The sequence below is a fragment of the Micromonospora ferruginea genome (assembly GCF_013694245.2).
Taxonomy (GTDB): Bacteria; Actinomycetota; Actinomycetes; order Mycobacteriales; family Micromonosporaceae; genus Micromonospora; species Micromonospora robiginosa.
The window spans coordinates 2,525,129-2,543,307 of sequence record NZ_CP059322.2 but is presented as its reverse complement, the minus strand read 5'-3'; the positions used below and the strand labels follow the sequence as shown (position 1 = coordinate 2,543,307).

Annotated in this window: 4 protein-coding genes; 2 read left to right on the top strand and 2 right to left on the bottom strand. The window is 78.1% G+C overall.

Annotated features, from left to right (window positions below; translation table 11 throughout):
- Window positions 1-5: 5 nt before the first annotated feature.
- Window positions 6-1,013, bottom strand: coding sequence for a 3-dehydroquinate synthase family protein (locus tag H1D33_RS10610; RefSeq protein WP_181568227.1), 1,008 nt, complete (start codon window positions 1,011-1,013; stop codon window positions 6-8).
- Complete coding sequence (locus H1D33_RS10605) at window positions 1,010-1,786, bottom strand: hypothetical protein (protein ID WP_246411453.1); 777 nt, start codon at window positions 1,784-1,786, stop codon at window positions 1,010-1,012. The genes H1D33_RS10610 and H1D33_RS10605 overlap by 4 nt, the downstream gene beginning before the upstream one ends.
- Window positions 1,787-1,971: 185 nt before the next feature.
- Here H1D33_RS10605 and H1D33_RS10600 point away from each other — a divergent pair, with 185 nt between their 5' ends.
- Entirely contained in the window at window positions 1,972-16,557 is a 14,586-nt protein-coding gene (locus H1D33_RS10600; RefSeq protein WP_181568228.1) for a type I polyketide synthase, read from the top strand.
- A gap of 29 nt (window positions 16,558-16,586) precedes the next feature.
- Window positions 16,587-18,149 carry a bifunctional 3-(3-hydroxy-phenyl)propionate/3-hydroxycinnamic acid hydroxylase MhpA gene (mhpA, locus tag H1D33_RS10595; RefSeq protein WP_181568229.1) on the top strand — a complete coding sequence of 521 codons (1,563 nt, stop codon included), beginning with the start codon at window positions 16,587-16,589 and terminating at the stop codon, window positions 18,147-18,149.
- Window positions 18,150-18,179 lie beyond the last annotated feature (30 nt).

Below are 18,179 nucleotides of genomic sequence, written 5' to 3'. Positions count from 1 at the left end.
CGCCGCTACATCGCGGTCAGGGCGGCGCGGACCTCGTCCTCCGGCACGTCCGGCACCAGCTCGGGGCCGCGCGCGCCGTCCAGCACGAAGGTCAGGCCGGCGGTGGACTTCTTGTCCCGGCGCATGAACGCGATCAGGTCGTCGGCGTCCACGCCGGACGGGAGCGTGGTGTCCAGGCCGTAGCCGGCCACCACCTCGTGGTGCTCGGCGACCCGGTCGGCGTCGATCCGGCCCAGCCGGCCGGCCAGCCGCCCGGCGAACACGGTGCCCACGCCGACCGCCTCGCCGTGCCGCAGCCGGAAGTCGGTGGCCCGCTCCAACGCGTGGCCGAGCGTGTGCCCGTAGTTGAGGATGTGCCGCAGCCCGGCGTCGCGCTCGTCGGCGGCGACCACCCGGGCCTTGAGCGCCACGCACGCGGTGATCTGCTCGGTCACCGTCCGGCCGCGCAGGTCACCGGCGCCGATGAAGTGCGCGCGGGCGATCTCGCCGTAGCCGTTGCGCCGTTCCACCTCCGGCAGCGTGGTCAGGTGCTCGGTGTCGCAGAGCACCGCGCGCGGCTGCCAGTAGACGCCGACCAGGTTCTTGCCCTCCGGCAGGTTCACCGCGGTCTTGCCGCCCACGCTGGCGTCCACCTGGGCCAGCAGCGACGTCGGCAGGTGGATCACCGCGACGCCCCGGTGGTAGAGGCCGGCGGCCAGGCCCACCACGTCGGTGGTGGTGCCGCCGCCGCAGGAGACGACCGCGTCGGCGCGGGTCAGCCCGAACTCGGCGAACGCCCGGCCCAGCGCCTCCACGGTGGCCAGCGTCTTGTCGTGCTCGCCGTCGCGGGCCGGCACCACCCGGTGCGGCACGCCCGGGTCGGGCGTCCACTCCGGCGGCCGGGCGGACACCACCACGACCCGGCGGGCGCCGATCCGCGCCACCTCCGCGGCCAGCCGGTGGCGCACACCGGGGCCGACGAGCACCGGGTACGCGCGCTCGCCCAGCTCCACGTCGACCCGTTCCACGGTCATCCGGCTCTCCTACCTGTCCCGGCGACGGTCTGCCCGGCCAGCCGCAACGCCAGCGCGGCCAGCGAGTCGACGGCCGGGTCGATGCCCCACCGGCGGTGACTGAGCTGGGCGTGCTCGGCGACCAGGAACCCGCGCGGTGCGGCCGGGTGGTCCTCGGCGACCACCTCGGTGACCCGGTCCAGATAGCCGCGCCAGGCCACCGACACCGGATCGTCGGCGAGCGGCAGGTCGGCGGCGGCCAGCACGATCTTGTCCACGCCGGCCTGGGCCTGCGCGGCGAGGTCCCGGCGCTGCGCCCCGGTCAGCACGCGGCTGCGGTCCTGCCAGTGCAGGAACAGGAAGGCCGCCCGGTCGCCGGCCGGCAGCAACCCGCACAGGTGCCGCAGGTGCGCCACCGCGAGCGGCAGCTCCAGCCCGGCCAGCCACGGCGGTTCACCGCCCAGCAGGCCCAGCGCCACCTCACTGCCGGCGTGGGCGAGCGGTCCGCCCCGGGCCGGGTCGCGCACCGCGTACGCCGGTGGCGCCGGCCGGGCCGCCGGGCCGAGCCGGTCGCGGGCCAGGTCGAGCGCGGCGGGCCCGGCGTGCAGGCCCAGCCGCAGCCGGGTCGGGCCGGGACGGTCGAGCCGGTCGAAGAACCAGCAGCCGCCCGGGTCGGCGGCGCGCAGCTCGGCCACCAGCCCCGCCAGCACCGTGCCGACCAGTTCGGCCGCCCGCGCGTCGACGCAGCCCCCGCCGGGCACGGCGAGGTCGGCGAACAACCAGGAGCGTTCCATGGCACCTCGACTGTCGGCGGTGGGTACGCGGCGTCCTCGGGGCGTGCCCATCATCACCGCGCCGGCCCGCCTCAGCGCCCGCGCGCGGCCCGGAACCGGGGTCCGGTTAGGGGGCGACAGGGGTAGGTCGCCGCCGGGCCGCTGGCCAGACTTGGGCCGTTACGGCGAAGGACGGATGTGCTGACATGCTTCGGAGTGACCTGGTCCAGCCGTTGCCCGATCTGCTCCGGGCCCACGCCGGCCGGCTGCCGGACCAGGTGGCGTTCCGCGACGCGGACCGGGCGGTGTCCTGGGCCGCGCTGGAGGCGGTCACCCGCCGGCTGGCCGGACACCTGGTCGACGCGGGCGTCGCCCGGGGCGAGCGGGTCGCGTTCTGCCTGGGCAACCGGGTGGAGACGGTGGAGACCTGGCTGGCCGTGACCCGGGCCGCCGCGGTCGGCGTACCGCTGAACCCGCGCAGCGCGGACGCCGAGCTGGCCCACCTGCTCGACGACTCCGGCGCGGTGCTGGTGGTGACCGACCCGCAGCACCTCGACCAGCTTCTGCGGCTACGCGGGGACCGCCCCGACCTGCGGATCTGGGTGACCGGCGACGGGCCGTACCCGGAACCGGTGACGGCGTGGCCGGCGCTCGTCGACGCGGCGCCGACCGCCGACGCCCGCGACGACCTCGGCCTGGACGAGGTCGCCTGGATGCTCTACACCTCCGGCACCACCGGCCGGCCCAAGGGTGTGCTGTCCACCCAGCGCACCTGCCTGCGGTCGGTGGCCGCCTGCTACGTGCCGGTGCCGGAGCTGACCTCCGCCGACCGGGTGGTCTGGCCGCTGCCGCTGTTCCACAGCCTCTCCCACATCGGCTGCGTGCTGAGCGTGACCGCGGTCGGCGCGAGCGCCCGCCTGGTCGACGGCTTCGCCGCCGCCGACGTGCTGCGCGCGGTCGCCGACGACGAGGCGACCGTGCTGGCCGGCGTCCCGGCCATGTACCACCACCTGGTCGACGCCGCCCGCGCCGACGGGTTCCGCGCGCCCGCGCTGCGGGTGTGCCTGGTCGGTGGCGCGATCACCACCGGGGAGCTGCGCCGCGCGTTCGAGGACGTCTTCGACGCGCCGCTGCTCGACGCGTACGGCAGCACCGAGACGTGCGGCTCGATCGCGGTCACCCGCCCGGACGAGCCCCGGCCCGAGGGCTCCTGCGGCCGGGCCGTGGACGGTGTCCAGGTGCGGCTGGTCAGCCCGGACACCGGCCGCGACGTGCCGACCGGCGACGAGGGCGAGGTGTGGGTACGCGGCCCGAGCGTCATGCTCGGCTACCACGGCATGCCCGAGGCCACCGAGGCGGCGCTGCGTGACGGCTGGTACCGCACCGGCGACCTGGCCCGCCGCGACGCCGACGGGAACCTCTTCGTGACCGGCCGGCACCGGGAACTGATCATCCGGGGCGGGGAGAAGGTGCACCCGGTCGAGGTGGAGGACGTGCTGCGCGCCGTGCCCGGCGTCGCCGACGTCGCGGTCACCGGCCGGCCGCACGAGGTGCTCGGCGAGGTGCCGGTCGCGTTCGTGGTGCCCGCCCCGGAGGGCTTCGCGCCGGCCGCCGCGTACGCCGCCTGCCGGGAGCGGCTCGCGTACCACAAGGTGCCGCAGGAGCTGTACGAGATCGACGAGGTGCCGCGCACCGCCTCCGGGAAGGTCACCCGGCGGCTGCTGCGGGAGCGGCCGGCCCGGCTGCGCGCGGTCAACGGCACCCACCACGAGTCGCTGACCCGGCTCACCTGGCGTCCGCTGGACCCGGCCGCCCCCGAGCCCGGCCGGCGCTGGACCGTCGTCGGGCCGCAGGCCGCAGCGGTCGCCGACGCGCTGGCCGCCGAGGGCGAGGACGTGCACACCGGCGCCCACTCCGTCGAGGCCGGCGCGGACGTGCTGGTGCTGGCCGGCGTGGACCCGGCGGCGCTGCCCGGCTGGCTCGACGACAGCCGGCACGCCGGCGCCCGGGTGGTGGTGCTCACCACCGGCGCGGTGGACGTGTCCACCGCCGAGACGCCCGACGACCCCGACCTGGTCCCGACCGCCGCCGTCGCCTGGGCGCGGGCCCGCTGCCGGCAGGCCGACCGGCCGGGCCGGATCGTGCTGGTCGACACCGACACCGACCTCGCCTCGGTCGCGCTGCTGCCGTCCGTGGTGGACGCCGGCGCCGCCCAGGTGGCGTTGCGCGCCGGCGCCGCCCGCCACGCGGTGCCCGCACCGGCCGCCGCGCCGGCCCGGGAGCACGCCGCCACGGTGCTCGACCCGGCCGCGCCGGTGGTGCTGGCCGGCGCGGACACCCCCGAACGCGCGGCGCTGGCCGGGCACCTGGCCGGCGCGTACGGCGCCCGGTCGGTGCGGCTGCTGCCGGACGCCGAGCCCACCACCGACGTCTCGACCCGGGACGGGCAACCGGTCGGCGCGGCCGTGCTGCGGGTGTCCGACGTCGACCTGGCCGACCCGGAGCACACCGCCCGGCTGCTCGACCTCGCCGGCCGGCTGGACCGGGACACCCGGCACGCCGGCGCCACCGCGTACACCGTGCTGGTCCCCGCCGACGTGCTGCTCGGCCCGGCCGGACGGGAACCGGCGGCGGGCGCCGTCGCCGCGCTGCACGCGCTGGTCGCCCGGCGGCACGCGGCCGGGCTGCCGGCCCGGCTGGTCGGGGTGGCCGGCCCGGCGTGGGCCGAGGCCGCCGCGTTCGACGCCGCGCACGACGGCGACGAGCTGCTGCTGGTGGCCGTCCCGGCCGAACGGGTCGCCGCCCACCCGGCCTGGCGCGGCCCGGCCCGGCCCGACGACGACGCGGGCGCGCTGCGCCGCCGGCTCGCGGCGCTCACCACCGCCGACGGCGACCGCCTCCTGGCCGACCTGGTCCGCGCCGCCACCGCCGAGGTCGCCGGGCTGCCCGGCCCGGGCGCGGTCCGGCCCGGCCGGGCGTTCACCGAACTCGGGTTCACCTCGGTCCGCGCGGTCGCGCTGCGCGACCGGCTGAACCGGGCCACCGGCGCCCGGCTCCCCGCCACCGCTGCCTTCGACCACCCGACGCCCGCCGCGCTGACCCGACACCTGGCCGCGCTGCTGCGCGGCACCGGCCCGACCGACGCCGCCACCACCGGCCCCGCCTCCGCCACCGGCCCGGTCACCACCGACGACCCGGTGGCGATCGTCGCCATGGCGTGCCGGCTGCCCGGCGGCGTCACCGGCCCCGACGAGCTGTGGGAGCTGCTCGAAGCCGGCGGCGAGGGGCTCACCGGCTTCCCCACCGACCGGGGCTGGGACCTGGCCCACCTGTTCGCCGACGACCCCGACCGGGCCGGCACCTCCTACGTCCGGGTGGGCGGGTTCCTGGCCGGCGCCGGGGACTTCGACGCCACGCTGTTCGCGATCAGCCCGCGCGAGGCGCTCGCCATGGACCCGCAGCAGCGGCTGCTGCTGGAGACGTCCTGGGAGCTGTTCGAGCGCGCCGGGATCGACCCGACCGGGCTGCGCGGCAGCGCCACCGGCGTGTTCACCGGCGTGATGCACCACGACTACGCGGCGAACGTCGGCCAGGCGCCGCCCGGCACCGAGGGCTACCTCGGCGTCGGCACCGCCGGCAGCGTGGTCTCCGGGCGGGTCGCGTACGCGCTCGGCCTGGAAGGGCCGGCGGTCACCGTGGACACCGCCTGCTCGTCGTCGCTCGTCGCGCTGCACCTGGCCGCGCAGGCGCTGCGCGCCGGGGACTGCGCGCTCGCCGTCGCCGGCGGTGTCGCGGTGATGGGCACCCCGCAGGCGTTCGTCGAGTTCAGCCGCCAACGGGGACTCGCGCCGGACGGCCGGTGCAAGGCGTTCGCCGAGGCCGCCGACGGCACCGGCTGGTCCGAGGGCGTGGCCGTGCTGCTGCTGGAACGGCTCAGCGACGCCCGCCGCCACGGCCACCCGGTGCTGGCGCTGCTGCGCGCCAGCGCGGTGAACCAGGACGGCGCGTCCAACGGGCTCACCGCGCCGAACGGGCCGGCCCAGGAACGGGTCATCCGGCGGGCGCTCGCCACCGCCGGGCTCGGGCCGTCCGACGTGGACGCGGTCGAGGCGCACGGCACCGGTACCCGCCTCGGCGACCCGATCGAGGCGCAGGCGCTGCTGGCCACGTACGGGCAGGGGCGGCCGGCGGACCGTCCGCTGCTGCTCGGCTCGCTCAAGTCGAACCTCGGGCACACCCAGGCGGCGGCCGGCGCGGCCGGGGTGATGAAGATGGTGCTCGCGCTGCGCCACGGCACGCTGCCGCGCACCCTGCACGTGGACGCGCCGACCGGCGAGGTGGACTGGTCGACCGGCGCGGTCGAACTGCTCACCGACGCCCGGCCGTGGCCCGACGTGGACCGGCCCCGCCGTGCCGGGATCTCCTCGTTCGGCATCAGCGGCACCAACGCCCACGTCGTCGTCGAGGCGGCCCCCGACGCGCCGGCCCCACCGCCGGTCACCCGCGCCGCCGCGGCCGGCGTCGTGCCGTGGCTGCTCTCCGCCGCCAGCCGGGAAGGACTGCGCGACCAGGCGGCCCGGCTGCTGAGCCGGCTCGACCGGATCGACGCCGACCCGGCCGACGTGGCGTACGCGCTGGCCACCACCCGGGCCGCGCTGGACCACCGGGCGGCGCTGCTGGTCGGCGACCCGACCGACGCCCGCGCCGGGTTGACGGCGCTGAGTCGCGGCGACACCGACCCGGCCGGCGTGCTCACCGGTCGCGTCTCCGACGGCCGGCTCGCCGTCCTCTTCGGCGGGCAGGGCGGGCAGCGCGCCGGCATGGGCCGGGAGCTGCGCACGGCGTACCCCGTCTACGCGGAGGCGTTCGACGCCGCCTGCGCCGAACTGGACCGGCACCTCGACGGACCCCCGGTCGCCGACGTGGTCCTCGCCCCCGACGGCGACGCGCGGGCCGCGCTGCTCGACGAGACCCGCCACACCCAGCCGGCGCTGTTCGCCGTCGAGGTGGCGCTGCACCGGCTGCTCGAGTCCTGGGGCGTCCGCCCGGACCTGCTGCTCGGCCACTCGATCGGCGAGATCGCCGCCGCGCACGTGGCCGGTGTGCTCACCCTCGCCGACGCCGCCGCGCTGGTCGCCGCGCGGGGCTGGCTCATGCAGGAGTTGCCGGCCGGCGGCGCGATGGTCGCGGTGGAGGCCGACGAGACCGAGGTGCTGCCGCACCTGACCGACCGGGTCGGGCTGGCCGCCGTGAACGGGCCCACCGCCGTGGTCCTCTCCGGCGACGCCGACGCGGTCGAGGCGGTCGCCGCGACGCTGCGCGCCGCCGGCCGCCGCACCAGCCGGCTACGGGTGTCGCACGCGTTCCACTCCGCCCGGATGACGCCGATGCTCGACGCGTTCCGGGAGGTCGCCGCCGGGCTGACCTACCGCGCGCCGCAACTGCCGGTGGTGTCCACGCTGACCGGCGCGCCGGTCGACGCGGCCCGGCTCACCTCGCCCGAGCACTGGGTGGCGCACGTCCGCGACACCGTGCGCTTCCTCGACGGCGTCCGGGCCCTGCACGCCGAGGGCGCCACCACGTTCCTGGAGATCGGCCCCGGCGGCGTGCTCACCGCGATGGCCGCGGCCTGCCTCGCCGACGGCGACGACCTCGCGTTCGTGCCCACGCTGCGCGCCGGCACGGCCGAGCCGGCCGCGTTGCTCACCGCCGCCGCCCGGCTGCACGTCCGGGGCGTGCCGGTGGACCGGGCCGCGCTGGCCGGCCCCGGCCCGCACGCGCCCGTCGCGCTGCCCACCTACGCGTTCCGGCACCGGCACTACTGGCTGCCCGCCACCCCCGGGTCGCCGGCCGGCGACACCGGACACCCGCTGCTCGCCGCCGTGCTGCCGGTCGCCGGCACCGGCCAGGTGCTCGCCACCGGACGATTCACCGCGACCCGGCCGGCCACCCCGGACGGCACCACGCCGCTGCTGCCCGCCACCGCGCTGCTCGACGCGCTCGGCCACCTCGGCGAGCGGCTCGACACGCCGGTCCTGGTCGACCTGCGGATGCCGGAGCCGGCGCCGCTGCCCGCCGGCCTGGCGGTCGACCTCCAGATCGACGTCGCCGGCCCGGACGCGGCCGGTCGCCGCGCCGCCCGCTGCCACGTCCGCGCCGGCGACCACGAGCCGTGGCGGGCGGTCGCCGACGCGGTGCTCGCCCCGGCCGACCCGTCCGCCGCGCCCGGCGTACCGGCTTCGACCTGGCCGCCGACCGGCGCCCGCGGAGTCGAGGCGGCGCACCCGCTGCTGCGGGCCGCCTGGACCGCCGGGGACCGGCTGCACCTCGACGTCCGGCTGCCCGACGACGCCGCCGACCCGGACGCCGAACGGTACGGCGTGCACCCGGACGTGCTCGACGCCGCGCTGGACCTGCTGCCGCTGGCCGGGTTCGCCCCGCCGGCCGGGCCGGGGGAGCGGATCGTGCCCACCGACTGGACCGGGGTGCGCCGGCACGCCACCGGCGCGTACGCGCTGCGGGTCAGCCTCGCCCCGGCCGGCGCGGACGCGGTCACGCTCGGCGCGGTCGACGACGCCGGCCGACCGGTGCTCGACGTCGACCGGATCGCCCTGCGGGCGGTGACCCTGCCGTCCGCCGCCGCCCCGGCGCCGGAGACCGGCCCGGCCGGGCTCTACACCGTGGACTGGCTGCCCGCCCCGACCGGGCCGGTGCCCGCCTGGACGCTCGCCGACGCCGTGCCCCCGACCGGGCCGCTGCCGCCGGTGCTGGTGCTGCGCCTGCCCGACGGCGACCCGGACGCCACCGTCGCGCGGCGCGCCGACGCGATCGGTCTGGACCTGCTCGGCGTGCTCCAGCGCTGGCTCGACGACCCGCGCGCCGCCGACACCCGGCTCGCGGTGGCGGTCCGCGACGGCGACCCGGCGCACGCCCCGGCCGCCGGCCTGCTCCGGGTGGCCCGCGCCGAACACCCGGACCGGTTCCTGCTGCTGCACCTGGACACCGTCGACGACGCCACGGTCCGCGCCGCGCTGGCCGCCGCCGCCGACGACGAACCGGAGGTCGCGGTCCGCGACGGCCGCGCCTGGCTGCCCCGGCTGCGCCCGGCCGCCGAGCCCGACGTCGCCGCCCGGCCGGTGCCGGCCGGTGGCACGGCGCTGCTCACCGGCGGCACCGGCGGCATCGGCCGGCACGTCGCGGTCCACCTCGCGCGGGCGTACGGCGTGCGGGAGCTGGTGCTGCTCAGTCGCACCGGACGGCCCGCGCCGTGGACCGACGAGCTGGCCGCCGACGGCGTCACGGTCCGGGTGGTCGCCGCCGACGTGGCCGACCGGGACGCGCTCGCCGCCGTACTGGCGCCGCTCGCCGACCGGCTGACCGTCGTCGTGCACGCCGCCGGCGCCACCGACGACGCGCTGCTCACCGACCTCGACGCGGACCGCTGGGCCGGCGCGCTGCGGGCCAAGGTGCACGGCGCCTGGCACCTGCACGAGCTGACCGCCGGCCTCGACCTGGCCGCGTTCGTGCTGTTCTCCTCCGCCTCGGCCACGTTCGGCAGCCCCGGCCAGGGCAACTACGCCGCCGGCAACGCGTTCCTCGACGCGCTCGCCGCGCACCGCCGCACGCTCGGGCTGCCCGGCGCCGCGCTGGCCTGGGGCCTGTGGGCGGAGACCGACGGGATGGCCGGCCGGCTCACCGCCGCCGACCTGGCCCGGCTCGCCCGCGCCGGCACCCGCCCGCTGGACGCCGCCGCCGGGCTGGCGCTGTTCGACGCCGCGCTGCGCGCCGAACCGGCGACGCTGGTGCCGATCGGGCTGGACCTGGCCGCGGTGCGCGCCACCGGGGAGGTGCCGGCGCTGCTGCGGGCGCTGCTGCCGCCGGCCCCCCGCCGGGCCGTCGTCGGTGCGCCCGGCGCCGGGGGTGGCCTCGCCGACCGCCTGGCCGGCCTCGGCGAGCCGGACCGGGCCGCGCTCCTGCTCGACCTGGTCCGCACCCGCTGCGCCACAGTCGTCGGCCACGCCGGGCCGGAGCAGATCGAACCGCGCCGGCCGTTCAAGGAACTCGGGTTCGACTCGCTGATGGCGGTGGAGTTGAGCAACCGGCTCTCCGCCGCCACCGGCGTCCGGCTCGCCCCGCACGCCGTGTTCAACCACCCCACCCCGGAACTGCTCGCCGCGCACCTGCACGCGCGGCTGCTCGGCACCGCCGCCACCGAGGTCGCCGACGCCGCCACCGTCGCCCTGGACGAGCCGGTCGCGATCGTCGCGATGGCGTGCCGGTTCCCCGGCGGCATCGGCTCCCCGGAGGATCTGTGGCGGCTGCTCGACGCCGGCGGCGAGGTCATCGGCGACCTGCCCACCGACCGGGGCTGGGCGCTGGCCGACCTGTACGACCCGGAGCCCGGCACGCCCGGCCGCACCTACACCCGGGCCGGCGGTTTCCTCACCGGGCTCGCCGACTTCGACGCCGCGTTCTTCGGCATCAGCCCGCGTGAGGCGCTCGCCATGGACCCGCAGCACCGGCTGCTGCTGGAGACCTCGTGGGAGGCGCTGGAACGCGCCGGCATCGACCCGGACACGCTGCGCGGCAGCCGTACCGGCGTCTTCGCCGGCACCCACGGCCAGGACTACGCCGACCTGATCGCCCCCGGCGCCACCTCCGACGACGGCGAGACCACCGCCGACGAGGGACACCTGCTCACCGGCACCGCCGCCAGCGTGCTCTCCGGGCGGGTCGCGTACGCGCTGGGATTGCAGGGACCGGCGGTCACCGTGGACACCGCCTGCTCCGCCTCCCTGGTGGCGCTGCACCTGGCCGGCCAGGCGCTGCGTCAGGGCGACTGCGACCTGGCGCTCGCCGGTGGCGTGTCGGTGCTGTCCAGCCCGGCCGGGCTGACCGGGTTCAGCCGCCAGCGCGGCCTCGCCCCCGACGGCCGGTGCAAGGCGTTCGCCGAGTCCGCCGACGGGTTCGGCATGTCCGAGGGCGTCGGCGTGCTGGTGGTGGAACGGCTCTCCGACGCCCGCCGGCGCGGGCACCCGGTGCTGGCCGTGGTCCGCGGCTCGGCGGTCAACTCCGACGGCGCGTCCAACGGGCTCACCGCGCCCAACGGGCCGTCGCAGGAAGCCGTGATCCGGGCCGCGCTGGCCGCCGCCGGGCTCGACCCGTCCGACGTGGACGCGGTCGAGGCGCACGGCACCGGCACGCCGCTCGGCGACCCGATCGAGGCCGAGGCGATCCTCGCCACCTACGGTCGCCGGCCCGACGGCGTCCCGCCGCTGCTGCTCGGCTCCGTCAAGTCCAATCTCGGCCACACCCAGGCCGCGGCCGGCGTCGCCGGGATGCTCAAGGTCGTCCTCGCCATGCGGCACGGCCGGCTGCCCCGCACCCTGCACGCCGAGCAGCGCACCGAACGCGTCGACTGGGCGGCCGGCGCGGTCGACCTGCTCACCGAGGCCCGGCCGTGGCCGCGCGCCGACCGGCCGGCCCGCGCCGGCGTCTCCTCGTTCGGCATCAGCGGCACCAACGCCCACGTGGTGATCGAGGCCGTGCCGGCCGAGCCGGCCGTCGACGCCGAGCCGCCGGCCGGGCCGGCGGCGCTGCCGTGGCTGCTCTCCGCGCGTACCCCGGAGGCGCTGGCCGGGCAGGCCCGCCGGCTGCGCGACCACCTCGCCGGGCGGCCCGACCAGCCACCGCGGGACGTGGCCTGGTCGCTGGCCACCACCCGGGCCGGGTTCGACCACCGGGCCGTGCTGGTCGGCGACCCGGCGCAGATCACCGCCGGCCTGGACGCGCTCGCCGCCGGCGTACCCGCCACCGACCTGGTACGCGGCGACGTCACCGCCACCGGCAAGGTGGTGTTCGTCTTCCCCGGCCAGGGCTCCCAGTGGGCCGGGATGGCGCTCGACCTCCTGGACGAGGCGCCCGTGTTCGCCGAGCGGATGGCGGCCTGCGACGCCGCGCTGCGGCCCTGGCTGGGTCACCCGCTGCGGGACCTGCTGCGCCAGGCACCCGGCACGCCGGACGCCGAGCGGGCCGACGTGGTGCAGCCGCTGCTGTTCGCGGTGATGGTGTCGCTGGCCGAGCTGTGGCGCTCGTACGGCGTGCAGCCCGCCGCCGTGGTCGGCCACTCGCAGGGCGAGATCGCCGCCGCCTGCGTGGCCGGCGTGCTCTCCCTGCCCGACGCCGCCCGGCTGGTGGCGTTGCGCGCCCGCGCGCTGCGCAAGCTCGCCGGCGCCGGGGTGATGGCCGCCGTGCCGCTGCCGGTCGAGTCGGTCCGCGCCCGGGTCGCCCGGTACGGCGACCGGCTGTCCGTGGGCGCGGTCAACGGCCCGGCGAACGTGGTGGTCTCCGGCGAGCCGGACGCGGTCGACGCGTTCGCCGCCGAACTGGAGGCCGACCGGGTGCGGCTGCGCCGGATCCCGATCGACTACGCGTCGCACTCCGCGCAGGTGGAGCGAATCCGCGCCGACCTGGCCGAGGCCGTCGAGGGCGTGACGCCCGGGCCGGCGGCGGTGCCGATCTACTCCACCACCGACCTGCGCTGGCTCGGCGGCGAGGAGATGGACGGCGACTACTGGTACCGCAACCTGCGGCAGCCGGTGGAGCTGGCGGACGCGGTGCGCGCGCTGACCGACGAGGGCCACCACACGTACGTCGAGTGCAGCCCGCACCCGGTGCTCACCCCGGGCATCGAGCAGACGGTCCAGGAGCACGAGCACCCGGCGGTGGTGGTGGGCTCGATGCAGCGCGGCCGGGGTGACCGGGCCCGGTTCCTGCTCGCCGTGGCCGCGCTGCACGTGCGCGGCGTGCCGGTGGACTGGCAGCCGGTGCTGGCCGGCGGTCGGCGCGTCGACCTGCCCACGTACGCGTTCGCGCACCGCCGCTACTGGCCCCGCCCGGTCACCGGCGCGGCCGACGTCGGCGCGGCCGGACTGGCCGCCGCCGGGCATCCGCTGCTCGGCGCGTCGGTGCCGCTGGCCGACGGCTGGGGACACCTGTTCACCGGCCGGCTCGCGGTCGCCGAGCAGCCGTGGCTGGCCGACCACCGGGTCGCCGGCCGGGTGCTGGTGCCCGGCACCGGGCTGGTCGAGCTGTGCCTGCGTGCCGGCGACGAGGTCGGCTGCCCGGTCCTCGACGAGCTGGTCATCGAGGCGCCGCTGACGCTGCCCGAGGACGCGGCCACCCAGGTGCAGGTCGCGGTCGGTCCCGCCGCCGACGACGGCCGCCGCCCGGTCACCGTGCACTCCCGGCCCGCCGCCGGCCCGGCCGACGCGCCGTGGACCCGGCACGGCAGCGGGACGCTCTCCGCCGCCGAACCCCCGCCGCCCGCGCCGGGCGGGCCGCCGCCGGACGCCGGCGCCGTCGACCTGACCGGCTTCTACGAGCGACTGGTCGACGAGGGGTACGGCTACGGCCCGGCGTTCCAGGGCCTGCGCGCGGTCCGCACCGGCGACGACGAGGTGTACGCCGAGGTGGAGCTGCCGGCCGGCCCGCGCGCCGACGCCGACCGGTACGCGCTGCACCCGGCGCTGCTCGACGCCGCGCTGCACGCCGCCCACTTCGGTGGTCTCGCCGACGCCGGCGGTGACCGGATCCTGCTGCCGTTCGCCTGGAACGGGCTCACCCTGCACGCCACCGGCGCCACCACGCTGCGGGTCCGGCTGCGGCGGGTCGGCCCGCACGCGTTCGCGTTGTCCGCCACCGACCCGGCCGGCGCGCCGGTGGTCGAGGCGGCGTCGCTGGCCATGCGCCCGATCTCCCGCGCCGAGTTGGGCGCCCGCGACGACGCGGTCACCGACGCGCTGTTCCACCTGACCTGGCAGCCGCTGCCGGTACCCACCGCGCCGAGCCCGGCCCGGATCGCCGTGCTCGCCGCCCCGGACGCCGCCGCCGAGCCGGCCGCGCGTCGGTCTGCTGTCGACGCCGCCGACCCGTCTGCCGGGACCGACCTGCCCGGCCGGGCGGACGTGTCCGACCCGTCCGCCGTCGCCGACCTGCCCGGTCCGGCCCACGTGTCCGGCCTGACGCGTCACGCCGACCTGTCGGCCCTGGCCGCCGCGATCGACGCCGGGGCCGCGCCGCCGGACGCGGTGCTCGCGCCGCTCACCGCCGGCATCGTGGACGGTGCGCGGCCGGCGCCGACCGGCCCCGGCCCGGCCGCCCCGGACCGGGCGCGACGGCTCGCCGGGGACGCGCTCGCGCTGGTGCAGCGCTGGCTGGCCGAGCCCCGCTGGGCCGAGACCCGGCTGGTGCTGCTCACCTCCGGCGCGGTCGGCGTGCACGGGCCCGGCGAGGTCGGCGACCCGGACGCGGCCGCCGCGTGGGGGCTGGTCCGCTCCGCCCAGTCCGAACACCCGGACCGGTTCGTGCTGCTCGACGCCGACACCCGCCCCGACGCGGCCACCCTGACCGCCCTGCTCGCCGCCGACGAGCCGCAGGTGGCGCTGCGCGACGGCGGCGCGTACGTGCCCCGGCTGGCCCGCCGCGCCGACGCGGCCACGCTCACCCCGCCCGCCGACACCGCCGCCTGGCGGCTGGACGTGCCCCGGCGGGGCAGCCTCGACCACCTGGCGCTGGTGCCCACCGACGCGGCCGACGCGCCGCTCGGCCCGTCCGACGTGCGGGTCCGGGTCCGCGCCGCCGGCCTGAACTTCCGCGACGTGCTCAACGCGCTCGGCCTCTACCCGGGCGACCCCGGCCCGCCCGGCGGGGAGGCCGCCGGCGTGGTCGTCGAGGTCGGCGCGGACGTCACCGACCTGCGCCCCGGCGACCGGGTGCTCGGCGTGTTCACCGGCTGCTTCGGCCCGGTCGCGGTCACCGACCGGCGGCTGCTCGCGCCGGTGCCGGACGGTTGGACGTTCGCGCAGGCCGCCACCGTGCCGGTGGTGTTCCTCACCGCCTGGCGGGGGCTGGTCGGGCTGGGCCGGCTGCGGGCCGGGGAGTCCGTGCTGGTGCACGCCGGCGCCGGCGGCGTCGGCATGGCCGCCGTGCAGATCGCCCGCCACCTCGGCGCGGACGTCTTCGCCACCGCCAGCGAGGGCAAGTGGCAGGCGTTGCGGGACCTCGGCGTGCCCGACGATCACCTCGCGTCGTCCCGGACGCTCGACTTCGAGGCCCGCTTCCTCGCCGCCACCGAGGGCCGGGGCGTGGACGTGGTGCTCGACTCGCTGGCCCGCGAGTTCGTCGACGCGTCGCTGCGGCTGCTGCCGCGCGGCGGCCGGTTCCTGGAGATGGGCAAGACCGACCTGCGCGACCCGGACCGGGTCGCCGCCGACCACCCCGGCGTCGACTACCAGGCGTACGACCTGACGCGGGTCACGCCGGACGAGATCCAGCGGATGCTCACCGAGCTGCTGGCGCTGTTCGCCACCGGCGCGCTGCGCCCGCTGCCGGTGCGCGCCTGGGACGTCCGGCAGGCCCCGGAGGCGTTCCGCTACGTCAGCCAGGCCCGGCACGTCGGCAAGGTGGTGCTCACCATGCCCGAGTCGTGGGACCCGGACGGCACGGTGCTGCTCACCGGCGGCACCGGCCTGCTGGGCGGCCTGGTGGCCCGTCGGCTGGTCACCGGGCACGGCGTACGGCACCTGCTGCTGGCCAGCCGGGGTGGCCCGGGCGCGCCCGGCGCGGCCGAGCTGACCGCCGAGCTGACCGCGCTCGGCGCCACCGTCACCGTGGCCGCCGCCGACGTCGCCGACCGGGACGCGGTGGCAGGGCTGCTCACCGCCGTGCCGGCGGCGCACCCGCTCACCGCCGTGGTGCACCTGGCCGGCGTGCTGGACGACGGGGTGGTCACCGCGCTCACCCCGCAACGCCTCGACACCGTGTTCCGGCCCAAGGTGGACGCCGCCCGTCACCTCGACGAGTTGACCCGCCACCTCGACCTCGCCGGGTTCGTGCTGTTCTCCTCCGGCGCCGGCGTGTTCGGCGTGCCCGGCCAGGGCAACTACGCCGCCGCCAACGCCTGGCTGGACGCGCTGGCCCGACGGCGACGCGGCGCCGGGCTGCCCGCCCGCGCGTACGCCTGGGGGCTGTGGGCGCAGGCCAGCACGCTGACCGCCGGGGTGGACCGGGCCGGCACCACCCGCGACGGGCAGCTCGCGATCCCGTCCGACCTGGGCATGGCGCTGTTCGACGCCGGCCTCGCCGCGCCGGAGGAACACCTGGTGCCGACCCGCGTCGACCGGGCCGCGCTGGCCGGCCGGCCGCACGTGCCGGCGCTGATGCGCGGCCTGGTCCGCGCCGACCGGCCGAAGGCCCGCGCCGCCACCACCGGCGGCGCCGACCTGGCCGGGCGGCTGCGCGCGCTCACCGGCGCGGAACAGTCCGCGCTGCTGCTCGACCTGGTCCGGGCCACCGCCGCGGCGGTGCTCGGCCACGGCAGCCCGGACGCCATCCGGGACGGCCAGGCGTTCCACGAGCTGGGCTTCGACTCGCTGACCGCGGTCGAGCTGCGCAACCGGCTCACCGAGGCGACCGGGGAGCGGCTGCCGGCCACCGCCGTCTTCGACTACCCGGACCCGGCGGCGCTCGCCGGCTACCTGCGCTCCCGGCTGGTGCCCGACGGCGCGCAGGCCGCCCCGGCGGTGCTGGCCGAGCTGGAACGCCTGGAACGGGCGCTCGCCGAGACCACCGTCGAGGCCGAGGTGCACACCCAGGTGGCGGCGCGGCTGGAGGTGCTGGTCGCCAAGTGGCGGACCATGCGCGGCGCCTCCGCCACCGACGACGACCTGGACCTCGACCGGGCCAGCGACGACGAGATCTTCAGCCTGATCGACACGGAACTCGGGCTGTGACGGCCCAGGCGGACGAACGAGGGACGGCGATGACCGACGTACTGATCGTGGGCTACGGCCCGGTGGGCCAGGTGGCCGCCATCCTGCTGGCGCAGCGCGGCTTCACGGTGCGGGTGCTGGAGAAGTGGACCACCCCGTACAGCATGCCGCGTGCGGTCTCCTACGACGGCGAGGCCAGCCGGATCCTCGCCGCGTGCGGGGTGGCCGACCGGCTCGGCGACGTGACCGAGCTGTCCGGCGAGTACACCTGGAAGAACGGCTTCGGCCGCACCCTGCTGCACGTGCGCGCCGCGCCGGACGGCCCGTCCGGGTGGCCCGACTCCACGTCGTTCTACCAGCCCGGCGTGGAGGAACGGCTGGCCGAACGCGGCGCGGAGCTGCCCGGCGTGCAGGTGCGGCGGGGCGTCGAGGTGACCGACCTGCTCGACCACGGCGACCGGGTCGAGGTGACCGCCGTGGACGGCGACGGCGGCCGGCACACGTACACCGCGTCCTGGGTGCTCGGCTGCGACGGCGCGAACAGCTTCGTGCGGGGCTGGCTCGGCGCGACCGTCACCGACCTGGACTTCACCCACGACTGGCTGGTCTGCGACGTGGTGCTGCACACCCCGCGCGAGTTCAGCCCCAACAACCTGCAGATCTGCGACCCGGCGCGCCCGCGGACCGCCGTCTCCGCCGGGCCGGACCACCGGCGGTGGGAGTTCATGCGGGTGCCGGGGGAGACCCTGGAGGAGTTCCGTACCGAGGCCAGCGCGTGGCGGCTGCTCGGGCTGTTCGACATCACCCCGGACAACGCCCGGCTGGACCGGTACGGCGTCTACACCACGCAGGCCTGCTCCGCCGACGTGTGGCGGCGCGGACGGGTGTTCCTGGCCGGCGACGCCGCGCACGTCATGCCGCCGTTCCTCGGGCAGGGCATGAGCTCCGGCTTCCGCGACGTCGTCAACCTGGCCTGGAAGCTGGACCTGGTGCGCCGGGGCCGGGCCGGGGACGCGCTGCTCGACACCTACCAGGCGGAACGGCGCGCGCACGTGCAGCACGCCATCCGGATGTCGATGGACTCCGGGGCGGTGATCTGCGAGACCGACCAGAAGAAGGCCGCCGGCCGGGACTCGGTGATGCTCGCGGCGCTGCGCCGGCGTACCCAGCAGCGGCACGTCCGCTCGCTGCGCGAGGCGATCGTGGACGGGGTGCTGCACCGTGCCGGGGACGGCACGCCCGCGCCGCGCGCCGGTGAGCCCGCGCCGCAGGGCCGGGTGACCGTCGACGGGCGCACCGGCGGCTTCGACGACGTGGTGGGCGTCGGCTTCACGCTGCTCACCAGGGAACCCGCCGCGCTGGACGACGACGCCGTCGCGTTCCTCGACGACCTCGGCGCGTACCGGCTGGTCGTGCGGCCGGCCGACGACGGCGGGGCGGCGGGCGGGCTGGCCGACCTCGACGGCGTCTACGCGACCTGGCTGGGCGGCGCGGACGCCGCGCTGATCCGGCCGGACTTCTATCTCTTCGGCGTGGCCGCCGGCCCCGACGCCGCCGCCACCCTGGTGGCCGACCTGCGCCGGCAGGTCTCCGCCCCCGCCCTGCAGTCCTGACCAACCCCCGCACAGCCCTGAGGAGCTGAC